Annotated in this window: 13 protein-coding genes; 6 read left to right on the top strand and 7 right to left on the bottom strand. The window is 74.3% G+C overall.

All coding sequences use genetic code 11. The features are described 5' to 3' along the window. Positions 1-79: 79 nt before the first annotated feature. Complete coding sequence (locus tag IAG42_RS04880) at positions 80-970, top strand: aminoglycoside phosphotransferase family protein (RefSeq protein WP_188335778.1); 891 nt, start codon at positions 80-82, stop codon at positions 968-970. Positions 971-977: 7 nt separating this feature from the next. On the opposite strand, the gene IAG42_RS04875 is transcribed toward IAG42_RS04880, so the two are convergent. After that, the gene (locus IAG42_RS04875) at positions 978-2,060 is read right to left on the bottom strand and encodes a mechanosensitive ion channel family protein (protein ID WP_188335777.1); all 1,083 of its coding nucleotides are present in this window, start codon (positions 2,058-2,060) and stop codon (positions 978-980) included. A 268-nt stretch (positions 2,061-2,328) separates the two neighbouring features. Between IAG42_RS04875 and IAG42_RS04870 the strand changes: the two genes are divergently transcribed. Together IAG42_RS04870 and IAG42_RS04865 are read left to right on the top strand one after the other, a co-directional pair. Next, complete coding sequence (locus IAG42_RS04870) at positions 2,329-3,582, top strand: aspartate aminotransferase family protein (RefSeq protein ID WP_188335776.1); 1,254 nt, start codon at positions 2,329-2,331, stop codon at positions 3,580-3,582. A 476-nt stretch (positions 3,583-4,058) separates the two neighbouring features. Next, complete coding sequence (locus IAG42_RS04865; protein ID WP_188335775.1) at positions 4,059-5,519, top strand: NAD-dependent succinate-semialdehyde dehydrogenase; 1,461 nt, start codon at positions 4,059-4,061, stop codon at positions 5,517-5,519. 26 nt (positions 5,520-5,545) lie between these two features. Here IAG42_RS04865 and IAG42_RS04860 read toward each other — a convergent pair whose 3' ends face one another. Together IAG42_RS04860 and IAG42_RS04855 are read right to left on the bottom strand one after the other, a co-directional pair. Then, positions 5,546-6,694: a hypothetical protein gene (locus tag IAG42_RS04860; RefSeq protein WP_188335774.1), complete on the bottom strand. Its 1,149-nt coding sequence runs from the start codon at positions 6,692-6,694 to the stop codon at positions 5,546-5,548. Next, the gene (locus IAG42_RS04855) at positions 6,691-7,896 is read right to left on the bottom strand and encodes a hypothetical protein (RefSeq protein ID WP_188335773.1); all 1,206 of its coding nucleotides are present in this window, start codon (positions 7,894-7,896) and stop codon (positions 6,691-6,693) included. Before IAG42_RS04855 ends, IAG42_RS04860 begins: the two co-directional genes overlap by 4 nt. A 232-nt stretch (positions 7,897-8,128) precedes the next feature. Between IAG42_RS04855 and IAG42_RS38545 the strand changes: the two genes are divergently transcribed. Beyond that, positions 8,129-8,206 (top strand): 50S ribosomal protein bL37, encoded by a 78-nt coding sequence (locus IAG42_RS38545; RefSeq protein ID WP_375256634.1) that lies wholly within the window; start codon positions 8,129-8,131, stop codon positions 8,204-8,206. A gap of 61 nt (positions 8,207-8,267) precedes the next feature. Here IAG42_RS38545 and IAG42_RS04850 read toward each other — a convergent pair whose 3' ends face one another. Both IAG42_RS04850 and IAG42_RS04845 read right to left on the bottom strand, forming a co-directional pair. Beyond that, positions 8,268-8,444 (bottom strand): hypothetical protein, encoded by a 177-nt coding sequence (locus tag IAG42_RS04850; RefSeq protein ID WP_188335772.1) that lies wholly within the window; start codon positions 8,442-8,444, stop codon positions 8,268-8,270. Positions 8,445-8,560: 116 nt separating this feature from the next. Next, a complete protein-coding gene (locus IAG42_RS04845) occupies positions 8,561-9,370 on the bottom strand; it encodes an SAM-dependent methyltransferase (protein WP_188335771.1) in 810 nt (269 codons plus the stop codon). A 160-nt stretch (positions 9,371-9,530) separates the two neighbouring features. Here IAG42_RS04845 and IAG42_RS04840 point away from each other — a divergent pair, with 160 nt between their 5' ends. Further along, positions 9,531-10,379: a GNAT family N-acetyltransferase gene (locus tag IAG42_RS04840; RefSeq protein ID WP_188335770.1), complete on the top strand. Its 849-nt coding sequence runs from the start codon at positions 9,531-9,533 to the stop codon at positions 10,377-10,379. Here the strand turns inward: IAG42_RS04840 and IAG42_RS04835 are convergent. After that, positions 10,362-11,189: a crotonase/enoyl-CoA hydratase family protein gene (locus IAG42_RS04835; protein ID WP_188335769.1), complete on the bottom strand. Its 828-nt coding sequence runs from the start codon at positions 11,187-11,189 to the stop codon at positions 10,362-10,364. The two genes, IAG42_RS04840 and IAG42_RS04835, sit on opposite strands and share 18 nt — an antisense overlap. A 41-nt stretch (positions 11,190-11,230) precedes the next feature. After that, on the bottom strand, positions 11,231-13,351 hold the full coding sequence (locus IAG42_RS04830) for a glycoside hydrolase family 3 N-terminal domain-containing protein (protein ID WP_394811274.1): 2,121 nt from the start codon (positions 13,349-13,351) through the stop codon (positions 11,231-11,233). A gap of 350 nt (positions 13,352-13,701) precedes the next feature. On the opposite strand from IAG42_RS04830, the gene IAG42_RS04825 reads away from it, so the two are divergent. Beyond that, positions 13,702-15,645, top strand: a complete 1,944-nt coding sequence (locus tag IAG42_RS04825; protein ID WP_223205860.1) for an ABC transporter ATP-binding protein — start codon at positions 13,702-13,704, stop codon at positions 15,643-15,645. Positions 15,646-15,666: the final 21 nt, after the last annotated feature.

The following is a 15,666-nucleotide window of genomic DNA, read 5'->3' as shown; positions in this document are numbered from 1 at the left end:
GCCGGTACGGGCCCTAGGCTCGGTCGGCCGGCCGACGGGCCGGTGAACCGGTGGACCGGTGGATCGGCGAAGGGTCACGATGAGCGCACCGCGCACGCTGCACGACGACGAGCCCGCCATGGACGAGACGCTCGTCCGGGGGCTGCTCACCGACCAGTTCCCGCGCTGGGCCGCCCTGCCGCTGCGCCCCGTCGCCTCCGACGGCACCCAGAACCTGCTGTTCCGGCTCGGCGACGACCTCGTCGTCCGCATGCCGCGCACCCCCGGGGCCGCCGCCGACGTACCGGGGGAGCAGGACACCGTACGGCGCCTCGCGCCCCGACTGCCCGTCGCCGTGCCCGAGCCGCTCGGCACCGGCGCGCCCGGGCGCGGCTACCCCTGGCCGTGGGCCGTGTACCGCTGGCTGCCGGGCACGATCCCCGCCGGCGACCGGCTCAAGGACCCCGCCCGACTGGCCGTCGACGTCGCGGAGTTCGTGCGCGCCCTTCAGAAGGCCGACCCGGCCGGGGCGCCCGCCGCCTACCGCGGCGGATCGCTCGCGCCGCGCGACGCCGGCACCCGCGAGACCATCGGCCGGCTCGAAGGGATCGTCGACACGGGGGCGGCGACCGCCCTGTGGCAGGACGCCCTCGACGCGCCCGCGTGGACCGGCCCCGACGTCTGGCTGCACGCCGACCTCGAACCCGGCAACGTGCTCGTCGACCCGGAGACCGGCCGCCTCACCGCCGTGATCGACTTCGGCTGCGCGGGCCTCGGCGACCCGGCCGTCGACCTCATCGCCGCCTGGTACGTCCTCGACGAGGAGGGCGCCGCCGTCTTCCGCACGGCCGTCGGCCACGACGAGGCGGCCTGGCGGCGGGGCCGGGGCTGGGCCCTGACCATCGCCGTCCACGAACTCGCGTACTACCGCGGGCGGAACGCGTTCATGGCCGACACCGCCGCCCGGGTCCTCGGCCGGTTGCTCGGCTGACGCCCGGTCAGCCGACCGGGTGCTGCTCGCCGTCCCGCTGCTGCGGGATGACCACCGGGGCACTGCCCTGCGCGAGCGCCACCGTGCGCACCGGGGACGGGATGCGGATGCCCTCGTCGCGGTAGCGCCGGTGGAGGCGCTTGATGAACTCGTGCTTGATCCGGTACTGGTCGCTGAACTCGCCGACGCCCAGGATCACCGTGAAGCTGATCCGCGAGTCGCCGAACGTGTGGAAGCGCACCGCGGGCTCGTGCTCGGGCATCGCGCCCTCGACGCCGCTCATCACCTCGGCGACCACGTCCATCGTGACCTTCTCGACCTGGTCGAGGTCGCTGTCGAAGGAGACACCCACCTGCACGAGCAGGGTCATCTCCTGCTCCGGGCGGCTGTAGTTGGTCATGTTCGTCCCGGCCAGCTTGTTGTTCGGGATGATCACGAGGTTGTTGGAGAGCTGCCGCACCACCGTGTTGCGCCAGTTGATGTCGACGACGTAGCCCTCCTCGCCGCTGCTCAGCCGGATGTAGTCGCCGGGCTGGACCGTCTTCGAGGCGAGGATGTGCACGCCCGCGAAGAGATTGGCGAGCGTGTCCTGGAGGGCGAGCGCCACCGCGAGGCCGCCGACGCCCAGGGCGGTGAGCAGCGGGGCGATGGAGACGCCGAGCGTCTGCAGCACCACGAGGAAGCCGATCGCGAGGACGACCACCCGGGTGATGTTCACGAAGATCGTCGCGGAGCCGGCCACCGCGGAGCGGGACTGCGCGACCGTGCGCACCAGGCCCGTCACGATGCGCGCCGCCGTGAGCGTCGCGGCGACGATGACGAACGCGGTCAGCGCCGTGTTCACGTTGCGGCCGGTCCGCTGCGTCAGCGGCAGCAGCTCGGCCGCCACCGCCGCGCCCGCCGCGACCGTGGCCCACGGTACGAGGGTGCGCAGCGCGTCGACGATCACGTCGTCGCCGCCCCACTTGGTGCGGCTCGCCCGCACCCCCAGCCAGCGCATCAGCGTCCGCAGCAGCAGGCCGCCGATCAGCCCGGCGAGCAGCGCGACGCCGGAGAACAGCAGATCGTGCAGTTCGACGGCGCGGGTCACCGGGCACCTCCCGTGCTCAACACTGCCGGGTATAGCGATATGTGATGTTTCGTCACCTGGTACCTGCCGGATCGGGGATGGGGCGCGCGGGCGTCCTGACCGCCCGCGCGCGGCCATCCTGCCGCACGCCCCCGCGAGGTCCGACACGCGGGGGGAGTCGTTCCGGATCGATGAACTCCCAGGTCAGAGGGGTGAATTCACGCATGGCGGGGAATCGTCGCACATGACCCATTGACGACGGTTCGCCCCGACCCCGAGGGTGGAGACCATGACCCGACTGTCCGAGCATCTGCGTCAGGCCACCCCCGTCGTCGCGCAGCGCGGGGAGGGCGTCCACCTCTACGGCACCGACGGCCGCCGCTATCTCGACTTCACCGCCGGGATCGGCGTCACCAGCACCGGGCACTGCCACCCCCGGGTCGTGGCCGCCGCCCAGGAGCAGGTCGCCACCCTCATCCACGGCCAGTACACGACCGTCCTCCACCAGCCGCTGCAACGGCTCGTCGAGCGGCTCGGCGACGTGCTGCCCGAGGGCCTCGACAGCCTCTTCTTCGCCAACTCGGGCAGCGAGGCCGTCGAGGCGGCGATGCGGCTCGCCCGCCAGGCCACCGGGCGGCCGAACATCGTCGTCGCGCAGGGCGGCTTCCACGGCCGCACCGTCGCCGCCGCCTCCCTCACCACCTCCGGCACGAAGATCCGCACCGGCTTCGGACCGCTCATGGCCGGGGTCGCGATCACCCCGTTCCCGAACGCGTACCACTACGGCTGGGACGAGGAGACGGCCACGCGGTTCGCCCTGAAGGAGTTCGACCACCTCCTGCAGACCGTGTCCGACCCGGACGACACCGCCGCGATCATCATCGAACCCGTCCTCGGCGAGGGCGGCTACGTCCCGGCGAACACGGCCTTCCTGCAAGGGCTGCGCGAGCGCGCCGACCGGCACGGCATCCTGCTGATCCTCGACGAGATCCAGACCGGCGTCGGCCGCACCGGCCGCTTCTGGGGCCACGAGCACTTCGCCGTCCGCCCCGACATCCTCATCACCGCGAAGGGCCTGGCCAGCGGCTTCCCCCTGTCCGGCATCGCCGCGCCCGAAGCCCTCATGCACCGGGCCAGGCCCGGCTCCCAGGGCGGCACCTACGGCGGCAACGCGGTGGCCTGCGCGGCCGCCTGCGCCACGCTCGACGTCATCGAGGACGAGGGCCTGGTCGCCAACGCGGAAGCGATGGGCGCCCGGCTGCGCGCCGGCCTGGAGGACGTCGCCGCGAAGCACCCGGCGATCGGCGACGTGCGCGGCTTGGGCCTGATGCTGGCCAGCGAGTTCACGGCCCCCGACGGCACCCCCGACCCGACGACGGCCGTGCGCGCCCAGCAGGCGGCGGCGGAGGAGGGCCTCCTCCTGCTGACCTGCGGCCCCTGGGGCAACGTGGTCCGCATGATCCCGGCCCTCGTGGTCTCCGAACCCCAGATCGACGAGGCGCTCCGCATGTGGAGCGCAGCGGTGAACACGGCCACGGGGTGAGCGACGAGTCGTGCCGCGGCGAGTCGCGGTACCGGCGGGCCCCTGGGGCGCACGGAGTGCGCCTTCAGGGGCGCGGGGAACTGCGCGAGCAACCACGAGGGCGCGGCACCTGCCGACGATCCTCGGCCCCTACGGCGGGTGGATCCTGCGGCGTTCGCCGCGCGAGCGGGACCGCATCGATCTGCGGCTCCGCCGCGTGGGCGCGAGCCACCACGACGGCGCGGCACCCGCCGGCGATCCTCGGCCCCTACGGCGGGTGGATCCTGCGGCGTTCGCCGCGCGAGCGGGACCGCATCGATCTGCGGCTCCGCCGCGTGGGCGCGAGCCACCACGACGGCCCGGCACCCGGCAGCGACCCTCCGCCCCCCTGACCCATGCCCGACCGACACGCACCCGGCGCCCCGCCAGAGTGCAGCCCACCCACCCGTACCGCCCCAGGCGGCGGACCGTCCCCCGACCCACCAGGAGCCCCGAGAATGCCCACGCACCCCGTGATCGACTCCGTGCCGAAGCAGCTGCGGATCGGTGAAGGATGGGAGGCCGCCGCGTCGGGACGGACGCTGGCCGTCGACAATCCGGCCACCGGCACCGTCCTGTGCGAGGTCGCCGACGCCGGCCCCGAGGACGCCGCCCGCGCCCTCGCCGCCGCCCGCGAGGCACAGCAGGGCTGGGCCCGCACCGCCCCCCGCGCCCGGGGCGAGATCCTGCGCCGCGCCCACGAGATCATCCTCGAACGCGCCGAGGACCTCGCCCTGCTCATGACCCTGGAGATGGGCAAGCCGCTGGCCGAGGCCCGCGGCGAGGTCGCCTACGCCGCCGAGTTCTTCCGCTGGTTCTCCGAGGAGGCCGTCCGTATCGACGGCGGCTTCGCCACCAGCCCCGACGGACGCAACCGCCACCTGGTGCTCCGTCAGCCCGTAGGCCCCTGCCTCCTGATCACCCCGTGGAACTTCCCGCTCGCCATGGGCACCCGCAAGATCGGCCCGGCCGTGGCGGCGGGCTGCACCATGATCCTCAAGCCCGCCCCGCAGACCCCGCTGTCCACCCTCGCCCTGACCGCGATCCTCGCCGAGGCGGGCCTGCCGCCCGGCGTCCTCAACACCCTCACCACGTCCGACGCCGCCGCCGTCGTCGAACCCCTGCTGCGCGGCGGCGGCATCCGCAAGCTCTCCTTCACCGGCTCCACGCAGGTGGGCCGGATCCTGCTCACCCAGTGCGCCGACACGGTCGTGCGCACCTCGCTCGAACTCGGCGGGAACGCACCGTTCATCGTCTTCGACGACGCCGATCTCGACGCGGCCGTCGACGGCCTGATGGTCGCCAAGATGCGCAACATGGGGGAGGCCTGCACCGCCGCGAACCGCGTCTACGTGCACGCCGGCGTCGCCGAGGACTTCGCCGCCCGCCTCACCGCCAGGATGGCCGCCCTGACCGTCGGCGACGGCACCGCGCCCGGCACCGACGTCGGCCCGCTCATCGACGCGGCCGGCCGGGACAAGGTGGAGCGCCTGGTCCGCGACGCCGTGGGCCGCGGCGCCAAGGTCCTCACCGGCGGTGAGGTCCCCGAGGGCCCCGGCACCTTCTACCCGCCGACCGTCCTCGCCCAGGTCCCGCGCGACGCCGAACTGACCGGCACGGAGATCTTCGGCCCGGTCGCCGCCCTGTTCACGTTCGAGGACGAGGACGACGTGGTCCGGATCGCGAACGACACGGAGTGGGGCCTGGTGTCGTACGTCTTCACCCGTGATCTCGACCGGGCCCTCCGGGTCGGCGAACGCCTCGAGACCGGCATGGTCGGCCTCAACACCGGCCTCGTCTCGAACCCGGCCGCCCCCTTCGGCGGTGTCAAGCAGTCGGGCCTCGGACGCGAGGGCGGCCGGGTCGGCATCGACGAGTTCCTGGAGTACAAGTACCTCGCGATTCCCTACAGTTCGTAGCCGAGAGCACGAGAAGAGGCTCCCGGTCAGAGGCGCTCTATCGCGCGGAATCCGGCGAGGACCGACAGCAGGTTCCGCGCGGGCGGCGTCAGTTCGACCACCGCCACGGGCCGCCCGGCATTCAACACACCGAGGAAGGCGGCGAGTTCGGCCTCCGAGAGGTCCGTCTCGGTGACGTGTCCGCACGCCGCGACCGGACGCCGCCCGGCCCCGGGCGCCCACAGGACCGGTTCGACGGCCCGCACCACGTCGTCGTCCGTGAACCAGCCGGGCCGCGCCGCGGGCGGCACCGGACGCAGCCCGCCGTCGGTGGCGTGCCGCAGCGCCTCGCGCACCAGGCGCCGCTCCGTCGCGGCGGGCCGCGCCGCGAGCCGGAACGCGTCGAGCGCCCCGGCCAGCACCGCGGGCAGCGCCCCGGCCGCGTCCCCGTCGCCGCGTACGAGGATGTCGTCGCCGCCCGGACGACCGGGCGGGTCCGGCTCGTGCGGATGCGGCGGCGGGCAGTGCGGGTGCGCGTCGCGGGGGACGCCGACGCGGACGGTGGTGACGGGCCGGGGCGCGGGATCCGCCGACCAGGCATGGCCCGGCGGCAGATACAGCAGGTCACCGGGGACCGTCGCGGCGACGCTCGTGGTCCCGTCGCCGTCCGTCACGCGCAGATGCCGCCGCCCGGTCAGCAGACACACGAACCGGGCCTCCCGCGCCGCCTCCGCGGGCACCAGGGGCTCCCGCGTGCTGTGCGTCAGGGTCGTGCTCACCGCGCCGTGCGGGCGGCCCACCTCGTCCCACAGCCCGGCGAGGAAAGAGCGCTCCCGCGCCCACAGCGGATGGTGTCCCGCGTGCAGGGCGTGCACCGCCAGCGCGAACGGCTGCCCCTCGGTCCGCCCGGCGAGACGCAGGTCGTAGCGCGCGAACGAGCCGTCCTCCTGGAGGGGCAGCAGGTCCCCGGGGTCGGTGAGCAGCCGCGATCCGACGGTCAGTTCGGCCCGTGCGGCGGTCACCGCGAACTGCGCGGCGACGACGGCGCTCTCGAACACCTCGTTCCGGTCGAACGGCGCCGTGCCCGGTCCCGCGGGGCGCAGCACGACGGGCCGCCGGTCCCAGTGGTCGCGCGCGAAGACCCGCCAGTCGAGCGGGTCCAGGACGTCCGTGCGTATCGGTCCGGCGGCGGTCACGGACGCCCCGCGCCGGGGTGTGGCTCCACGTCCACCGCGCGGGCCCGGTACAGCGCGTCCAGCGGGCCGGTCAGCTTGGGGGACGCGGGCCGCAGCCCGGCGGCGCGGGCCAGTTCGGCCACGGTGGTGCCGGATCCCCGCAGTGCTGTGAGTAGCCGGTCGCAGGAGGCCGGCACCGGCCAGGCGTGCCCGTTGGCCGCCCACACGGGCCCGTCCGCCCCGTCGGCGACCCGTACGATCTCCGCCACGCGCCGTAATCGGTGCGCCGGCGAGAAGGCGATGCCCGGCCGGGGCGGCGGGGGCGGATGGAGCCCGGCTGCGGACCGCAGCGCGGCCCAGCGCAGCAGCAGCGCCCGCTCGGGCGCGCGCCCCGCGAGCGTCCCGCGCAGCAGCTCCGCGCAGTCCCGCAGCGCTGCCGGCACGGCGATCCGCCCGTCGGGCGCGGCGGGCACCGGGGAGGGGAGCGGGCGCCGCTCCGGCCAGGGCCCGGCGTCGTCGCGCATCAGCGCGCCGAGGACCTCGGAGACGTACGGGAGCGCGGAGGCGCGCCGTGCGGGCACGGAGAGGCGCAGGGTCGTGCAGGGGCCGGAACGCTGGTCGAGGTGGTGGCTGCCGGCCGGCCAGTGCACGAGATCGCCCGCGCGGGCGTGCAGGACGAACTCGGTGCCGGTGTGCTCGGGCCGTACCCGCACGGTGAGGGAGCCGTCGAGGACCCAGGTCAGGCCCGCGGTGTCCGCGCGGACCCCGGGCCGGTCCGGCGCGTGGTGCCGGTCCCCGACGGCGAGCTCCGCCGTGACGGGCAGCGCGGGCCGCCCGACGTGCCGCCACAGGCCGTCCAGGACGTCCCGTACCCGCGCCCACAGGCCGAAGTCGTGCGCCAGCGGGTCCGTGGCGGTGAGCAGCCAGCCGTCACCCGCCAGCTCGGGCGCGGCGGCCATGCGCCGGACGTACGCGGCCGTGTCGGGATCGTCCGGGCCCGGCAGGAGCGGTCCGGGGGCGGGCAGCACGGCGTTCGAGGTGGTCAGCCGGGTCCGGCCGGGGCGCGCCGCGGCGGCCACCAGCAGCGCGTGCGCCTCGGCCGCCGTGAGGCCGGTCCCGGGTGCGTCCGCCACCACCACCGGATCCCCGGACCAGTGGGCCCGGGCGAAGCGCCGCCAGCCGGAGCCGGGGGCTTCGGAGGCGGGGGCGGGGCTGTGCGTCATCGGGGTGGGATCTCCTCGGTCCCTCACCGGGGGTGGCGGAGCGACGGGCCAGGTGACCCTCCCAGACCCCTCCGGCCCCGTCAACGCCTTTGCGGAGGAGCCGTGAACATCCGGCGCCGCCCCGCGGGCGCGGACACACGGGGGACATGGTGTGACATCGCGGAATCGCGCACGCGAACGGGCTGTGGAAAGGTGAGCCACGGATGTGTCCGCTACGCCCCGGGAGGTCCCGATGTCATCGAAGCGACGCCGTAAGAAGAAGGCCCGCCGCAAGCACGCGGCGAACCACGGCAAGCGTCCCCAGTCCTGAACGGGGACGCGGACCGGAACTGAGCGGCGGGGCGGGGTCGGGGCCGAGGTCGGAGGCCGGATCAGGCCCTCTGCACGGCTCCTTCACCGATCGCCATCGCCCACTCCGTCACCAGCACCTCGTACTCCGCGCGGTCCTCGGCGGTCAACTGCCCGCCGGTACGCGCCCACAGGTCACGGATCTGCTCGTTGACCTCGTCGGCGGACCGTTCGGAGTGCGGGGCAGGAGTGGAGGACATGTGAAAGAGAGTAGGCGATCGGTGCCGCTTTTCGCTCCGGTCCGTCACGTGGGCATCGCCATGTGTGATCTTCGCCATGTCGGCGTGGCGCGCCGGACCCCGGTTCCCGGACGTGCTCAGGGCTTGCGGCCGACCCCCGCGTACAGCGGCACCGGCGTCCCGTCGCGCACCTCGTCGACCCCCAGCTCCGGATGCCAGTCCGGCAGCCACACGATCCCCGGCGACAGCAGATCCGTGCCCTCGAAGAACTTCGCCATCTCGGTGCGGGTGCGCGGCACGAGCGAGACTCCGCCCGCCTTGTACATGGCGACGGCCTCCCGGGTGCGCTCCGGATCGAAGTCCGAGGCGAGCTGAGACAGCACGAGATGACTGCCCGACGGCAGCGCGTCGACCAGCGTGCGCACGATCTCGTACGCGCCCTCCTCGTCCGGCACGAAGTGCAGCAGCGCGATGAGCGACAGCGCGACCGGCCGGTCGAGGTCGAGGATCTCCCGCGCCAGCGCCACGATCCGTCCGGGATCACGCGCGTCCGCCTGGAGGTAGCGGGTGACGCCCTCGGGGGTGCCGCGCAGCAGCGCCGCCGCGTGGGCGAGCACGATCGGGTCGTTGTCGACGTACACGACGGTCGCGTCCGGGTTCGCGGTCTGCGCGATCCGGTGCAGGTTCGGCTCGGTGGGTATGCCCGTGCCGATGTCCAGGAACTGACGGATGCCGAGCCGCCCGGCGAGCATGCGCGTCGCCCGCTGCATGAACCAGCGGTTGTGCCGGGCCCCGTACGGCGCCGTGGGCTCCATCTCGGTGATCTGCCGTCCGAGGGCCTCGTCCACGGGGTAGTTGTCCTTGCCGCCGAGGTACCAGTCGTACACCCGGGCGGGATGCGGCCTGCTGGTGTCGATCCGGACGTCGGCGGGGGACGGTTCGGTCATGTCAACTCCCTTGTGAATACTGGTGGTTCGCGACTGCGTCCGGTCATCTTGCCGCAGGCATGTGACGACCGGGGCGTGATCGGGAAGGTCGGACCCTACACCCGGTCCGTGTCGCGGCGACGACACACCGGCCACACCGTGACGAACAGGAGCAGCACGCATGCAGGACGTCTCCCGGCGGCTCGACATCGCCCCGGCCACGCCCGCCGACTGGGCCGTGGTCCACGGCTGGGCCGCCGCCGAGGGCTGGAACCCGGGCCTGGCCGACACCGCGAGCTTCTTCGCGCAGGACCCGCGGGGCTTCTTCCTGGGGCGCGTCGACGGCGAGCCCGCCTCCGCCGTCTCCGTTGTCAACTACGGCGACGCCTACGCCTTCCTGGGCTTCTACCTCGTCCGGCCCGACCTGCGCGGCCGCGGCTACGGCATCGCCACCTGGCGCACCGGGCTCGCCCACGCGGGCAGCCGGACGGTCGGCCTGGACGGAGTGGTCGCCCAGCAGGACAACTACCGCCGCTCCGGATTCGCCCCGGCCCACCGCACCGTCCGCTACACCGGCGTCCCGAGCCGGCCCGCGCCCCCGCGCCCCGACGGCGTCGAGCCGGTCGGCGACCGCCTCCCGGAACTGCACGCCTACGACAGCGCCTGCCAGCCCGCGGACCGGCCCCGGTTCCTGGAGTCCTGGCTCGCCACCGCCGGACACACCGCGCTGGTGCGGGTCACCGGCGGCCGGATCACCGGGTACGGAGTCGTCAGGGCGGGCCGGGACATGCCGCGGATCGGGCCGCTGTTCGCCGACACGGCGGAGGACGCCGCCGCCCTCTTCGACGCGCTCGCGCCCGCCGAGGGGCCCGTCGCGCTCGACGTGCCCGACGTGAACCGGGCCGCCGTCGCCCTCGCCGAGGAGCGCGGCCTCGCCGCCGGGTTCGAGACCGCCCGCATGTACACCGGACCGGTCCGCCCCCACCACGCCGAACGCGTCTTCGGCGTCACCTCACTCGAACTCGGCTGACCCGGGCGCCGGGACGTCCGGGCCGGCCGGTGCGCCGAACGCGCCGTGCCGCCCCTCACCCGCCACGAAGCGCCCCGCCCCTTCGACGCCCTCGCGCAACACGCCCGTCCCGAACCGGACTTCGGTGCGCAGTGCCTCCGCCTCCGGCATTCCGGCCGTGGCCCGTACGGAGGCCAGGTCGCTGCGCAGGCAGGCCTGCGGGAAATCGGCGAGCCGCCGCGCGAGTTCCTCGGCCTCGCCGCGGGCCCGGCCCGGCGGCACCAGCCGGTTGACCAGGCCCATGGCGAGGGCCTCCGGCGCGGGCACCGGGCGGCCGGTCAGGATCAGGTCGAGCGCCCTGCCCTCCCCGACGATCCGCGGCAGCCGGACGGTGCCGCCGTCGATCAGCGGAACGCCCCAGCGCCGGCAGAACACCCCGAACACGGCGTCCTCCTCGGCGACTCGCAGATCGCACCACAGCGCCAGTTCGAGCCCGCCGGCCACGGCGTGCCCGGCGACCGCCGCGATCACCGGCTTGGTCAGGCGCAGCCGGGTCGGGCCCATCGGCCCGTCCCCGTCCTCGGCGACCCGGTTGCCCCGCTCCGTACCGACCGCCTTGAGGTCCGCGCCCGCGCAGAACGTCCCGCCCTCGCCCCACAGCACCGCGACCCGCGCCGTGTCGTCGGCCTCGAACTCCCGGAAGGCGGCGGCCAGCCGGGCCGCCGTCGGGCCGTCCACGGCGTTGCGGGCGGCGGGCCGGGACAGCACCACGGTCGTGACGGGCCCGGCGCGTTCGACGCGGACGGACGGCGGGGGATTGAGGGACGGCACGGGGGTTTCCTCTCGCGGGACGGACAGGACCGCGGCCGGGACTACTCGACCGTGAGGGTCAGTCTGGCCCGCGCCGTCGAGCTCGTCCCGGTGTACAGGTCGAACGCGCCCTCCTCCACCAGGAATTCACCGGCCGGGTCGTTCGTCCAGAAGCCCAGCTCGGCCGCCCCGAACCGGAAGCGGACCGTGCGGGTCGCGCCGGGCTCCAGCGTGACCCGTTCGAACCCGATGAGCCGGCGCACGGGCTGCGCGATGCTCGCCGCGCGGTCACGCATGTACAGCTGCACCACCTCGTCGCCCGCGCGCCCGCCCGTGTTGCGCACGTCCACCGTCACCTCGACCCCGGCGCCCTCGCGCAGCGCGGCGGCCGGCACGGCGGCGCGGCTCAGTTCGGGCGTGCCCAGCTCGAACGTCGTGTAGCTCAGGCCGTGCCCGAAGGGGAACTGCGGGGAGGACGGCAGGTCCAGGTACTTCGACGTGTACTTGTTGCCGGGGTCGGCGGGGCGGCCCGTCGACTCGTGGTTGTAGTGCACCGGGAGCTGGCCCACCGTGCGCGGGAACGACACCGGCAGCCTGCCGCCCGGGTTCACCGCGCCGAACAGCACGTCCGCGATCGCCGGGCCCGCCTCCACACCCGGGTGCCAGGCCTCCAGGACGGCGGGCGCCGCGTCCAGCCAGTCGCCGACCGTCAGCGGCCGCCCGTTCACCAGGACCACCACGAACGGTCTTCCGGTCCGGGCGACCGCCGCGATCAACTCCTCCTGTGCGCCCGGGAGTCCGAGATCACTGCGCGCCGCCGCCTCACCGCTGAGCGCGGCCGGCTCGCCCACGACCACGACGGTCACCTCCGCGGCCCGCGCCGCCGCGACCGCCTCCGCGATCCCGGACGTGCCGGCGCCGTCGGCGGCCACGCCCCGCGCGTACGTCACCCGCGCACCCGGCGCGGCCTCGCGCACCGCGTCCAGGACCTTCGCCGCGGGGAAGCGCTTCGCCGCGGCGGGCACGGCCCAGGTCCCCAGCAGGTCGGTGGAGCTCGCGAACGGTCCCACGAGGGCGATCGAGGTGACCGAGCGCCGCAGCGGCAGCACGCCGCCGTCGTTCTTGAGCAGCACCATCGAGCGCGCGGCCGCCGTGCGTGCCGCCCGGCGTGCGGCGGGGGAAGGCGCGGTGATCTCCGCGGACTCCTTCACGTACGGCTCCTCGAACAGGCCGAGCGTGAACTTCAGCCGCAGGACGCGCGACACGGCGTCGTCGACGCGGCGGCGTGTGATGCGTCCGGCGTCCAGCAGGGCCCGGCCCTCGGTCCGCAGGTGGGTACTGGTCATCTCCATGTCCACGCCCGCGTTCAGCGCGCGCCGCGCCGCGTCCGCGCCGTCCTCGGCGAAGCCGTGCGCGATCAGCTCCTGGACGCCCGCCCAGTCGCTGACGACCATCCCGTCGAAGCCCCACTCCTGGCGGAGGATGTCGGTGAGCGTGTGCGCGTTGCCGTGCGCCGGCACCCCGCCGATGGTGTTGAACGACGCCATCACGGTCTCCACGCCCGCCTCCACCGCCGCCTTGAACGGCGGCAGATACAGATTGCGCAGCCGCGACTCGGACACGTCGACGGTGTTGTAGTCGCGCCCGCCCTCGGCGCCCCCGTACGCGACGAAGTGCTTGGCGCAGGCCGCGACCGTCCGCCCGTCGCGGTAGCCGTCGCCTTGATAGCCCGCGACCTTGGCGGCCGCGAACCGCGAGGTCAGATACGGGTCCTCGCCGTCGCTCTCGGCGATCCGGCCCCACCGCGGCTCGTGCGTGACGTCCATCATCGGCGAGAACACCCAGTGCACCCCGCACGAGCGGGCCTCCCGCGCCGACACCTCGGCGTCCGTGCGGGCCACTTCGGGGTCGAAGCTCGCCGCCTGCGCCAGCGGGATCGGGAACGTGGTCCAGCAGCCGTGGATCACGTCCAGGCCGAACAGGAGGGGGATGCCGAGCCGCGACTCCTCCACGGCGATCCGCTGCAGCGCGTTCGTGCGGGCGGCCCCGAGGACGCTGAGCACCGAGCCGAGCCGGCCCGCGCGCGCGGCGTCCTCGACCTCCCTCGTCTCGCCCGACCCCGGATTGAGCTCCCACGACCACGGCAACTGCTGCAACTGCCCGAGCTTCTCCTCGAACGTCATCCGGCGCAGCAGCGCCCGCACCTCGCCGTCGTACGGGCCGCGCCGCGCCCGGCGGGCCGAGCGCGCCGCGACGGACGCGCGGGCGGCCGGGGCGGCGACGGCGGCACCGGCCGCCGCCGTGACGCCGATCGCGGACAACAGCGTGCGCCTGCCGAGCTGGGGCATCCGAGGGCTTCCCGTCGGTCGGTTCCGGTGGTCGACCGCCACCGCAAAAGGGGTGAATCCGGTGCGAAGTTATGGGTCGGCCGCAGGCCGGTCAAGGGAGCCTCGCCGGGCGCCGCGCGGCACGTTCGGGGAACGCGCGCCGTTCCCTTGACCTCAACATTGCTTGAGGTCGTAGCGTCACCGGCATGAGCATGGAGACCACAGCCTGGACGCAGCTGCACAGCGTCATGAACGCCCAGAACGGCGGCCCCGACCGTCGCCCCTTCGACCGCGCGACCCTGCGCAGGATCGCCGCCTTCGCCCGCCCGCACCGCAGACGCATCGCCCAGTTCGTCCTGCTCAGCATCGTCACCGCGCTGCTGGCCGTGGCCACCCCCGTGCTCGCCGGGGATGTCGTCGACAGCATCGTGAAGGGCCACGACCAGGGGCACGTCGTACGGCTGGCCCTGCTGATCGCCGTCATCGCCCTCGCCGAGGCCGGCATCGGACTCCTCGCGCGCTGGCTCTCCGCGAACCTCGGCGAGGGCCTCATCCTCGACCTGCGCACCGCCGTCTTCGACCACGTCCAGCGCATGCCCGTCGCCTTCTTCACCCGCACCCGCACCGGCGCGCTCGTCAGCCGCCTCAACAACGACGTCATCGGCGCCCAGCGCGCCTTCAGCAACACCCTGTCCGGCGTCGTCGGCAACGTGGTCACCCTGCTCCTGACCCTCGCCGTCATGCTCACCCTCTCCTGGCAGATCACCCTCCTCGCGCTGCTCCTGCTGCCCGTCTTCGTGCTGCCCGCCCGCCGCATGGGCTCCCGCATGGCCCGCCTCCAGCGCGAGGCCGCCGCGCACAACGCCGCGATGGGCACCCGCATGACCGAGCGGTTCTCCGCCCCCGGAGCCACCCTCATCAAGCTCTTCGGGCGCCCCGAGGACGAGTCCACCGAGTTCGCCGAGCGGGCCCGCCGGGTGCGGGACATCGGCGTGCGGACGGCCATGGCGCAGTCCGCGTTCATCACCGCCCTCACGCTCGTCTCGGCCCTCGCCCTCGCGCTCGTCTACGGCCTCGGCGGGTACTTCGCGCTCGACGGCACCCTGCAGGCCGGCGCGGTCGTCTCGCTCGCCCTGCTCCTCACCCGGCTCTACGCCCCGCTGACCTCCCTGGCCGGCGCCCGCGTCGAGGTCATGAGCGCGCTGGTCAGCTTCGAGCGGGTCTTCGAGGTCCTTGACCTGAAGCCGCTCATCGACGAGAAGCCGGACGCCCGCGCGGTGCCCGAGGGTCCGGTGGCCGTCGAGTTCGACGAGGTGCGCTTCGGCTACCCGTCCGCCGACAAGGTCTCCCTCGCCTCCCTGGAAGAGGTCGCCTCGCTCGACACCCGCGGCGGCGCCGAGGTCCTGCACGGTGTCTCCTTCCGCGCCGAACCCGGCCAGACCGTCGCCCTCGTCGGCTCCTCCGGCGCCGGCAAGTCCACCGTCGCCCAGCTCCTGCCCCGCCTCTACGACACCGACTCCGGCAGCGTCCGCATCGGCGGCGTCGACGTACGCGACCTGACTGCGACCTCGCTGCGGGCCACCCTCGGCATGGTCACCCAGGACGGCCACCTCTTCCACGACACCGTCCGGGCCAACCTGCTGCTCGCCCGCCCGGACGCCACCGAGGAGGAACTGCACGACGTGCTGCGCCGGGCCCGGCTCGACGCCCTCGTCGCGTCCCTGCCCGACGGACTCGACACCGTGGTCGGCGAGCGCGGCTACCGGCTCTCCGGCGGCGAGCGCCAGCGCATGACGATCGCCCGCCTCCTGCTGGCCCGGCAGCGCGTCGTCATCCTCGACGAGGCCACCGCCCACCTCGACAACACCTCCGAGGCCGCCGTCCAGGAAGCCCTCGCCGAGGCCCTCGCGGACCGCACCGCCCTCGTCATCGCCCACCGCCTGTCCACGATCCGCTCCGCCGACCAGATCCTCGTCGTCGAGGACGGACGCATCGTCGAACGCGGTACCCACACCGAGCTCCTCGCCGTCGAGGGGCGCTACGCGGACCTGTACCGCACCCAGTTCGCGGGGGAGGAGCAGCACGCCTCGACGCAGCCCTCGCCGGAACCCTTGCCGGAGCGGACCACTGGTGTCACCATTGGTTCATAATTCGGGGCGGGCGACGGAGGG

The organism is Streptomyces xanthii, from assembly GCF_014621695.1.
In the GTDB taxonomy this organism is placed as follows: domain Bacteria; phylum Actinomycetota; class Actinomycetes; order Streptomycetales; family Streptomycetaceae; genus Streptomyces; species Streptomyces xanthii.
The sequence above is the reverse complement of the archived record's forward strand: the minus strand, read 5'-3'. Positions and strand labels throughout refer to the sequence as shown.

Bases quoted from the DNA above. Each gene is read 5' to 3' on its own strand.
- IAG42_RS04880 (WP_188335778.1), top strand. From the start codon at position 80: ATGAGCGCACCGCGCACGCTGCACGACGACGAGCCCGCCATGGACGAG.
- IAG42_RS04870 (WP_188335776.1), top strand. From the start codon at position 2,329: ATGACCCGACTGTCCGAGCATCTGCGTCAGGCCACCCCCGTCGTCGCG.
- IAG42_RS04865 (WP_188335775.1), top strand. From the start codon at position 4,059: ATGCCCACGCACCCCGTGATCGACTCCGTGCCGAAGCAGCTGCGGATC.
- IAG42_RS04855 (WP_188335773.1), bottom strand. From the start codon at position 7,896: ATGACGCACAGCCCCGCCCCCGCCTCCGAAGCCCCCGGCTCCGGCTGG.
- IAG42_RS38545 (WP_375256634.1), top strand. From the start codon at position 8,129: ATGTCATCGAAGCGACGCCGTAAGAAGAAGGCCCGCCGCAAGCACGCG.
- IAG42_RS04850 (WP_188335772.1), bottom strand. From the start codon at position 8,444: ATGTCCTCCACTCCTGCCCCGCACTCCGAACGGTCCGCCGACGAGGTC.
- IAG42_RS04845 (WP_188335771.1), bottom strand. From the start codon at position 9,370: ATGACCGAACCGTCCCCCGCCGACGTCCGGATCGACACCAGCAGGCCG.
- IAG42_RS04840 (WP_188335770.1), top strand. From the start codon at position 9,531: ATGCAGGACGTCTCCCGGCGGCTCGACATCGCCCCGGCCACGCCCGCC.
- IAG42_RS04830 (WP_394811274.1), bottom strand. From the start codon at position 13,351: ATGACGTTCGAGGAGAAGCTCGGGCAGTTGCAGCAGTTGCCGTGGTCG.
- IAG42_RS04825 (WP_223205860.1), top strand. From the start codon at position 13,702: ATGAGCATGGAGACCACAGCCTGGACGCAGCTGCACAGCGTCATGAAC.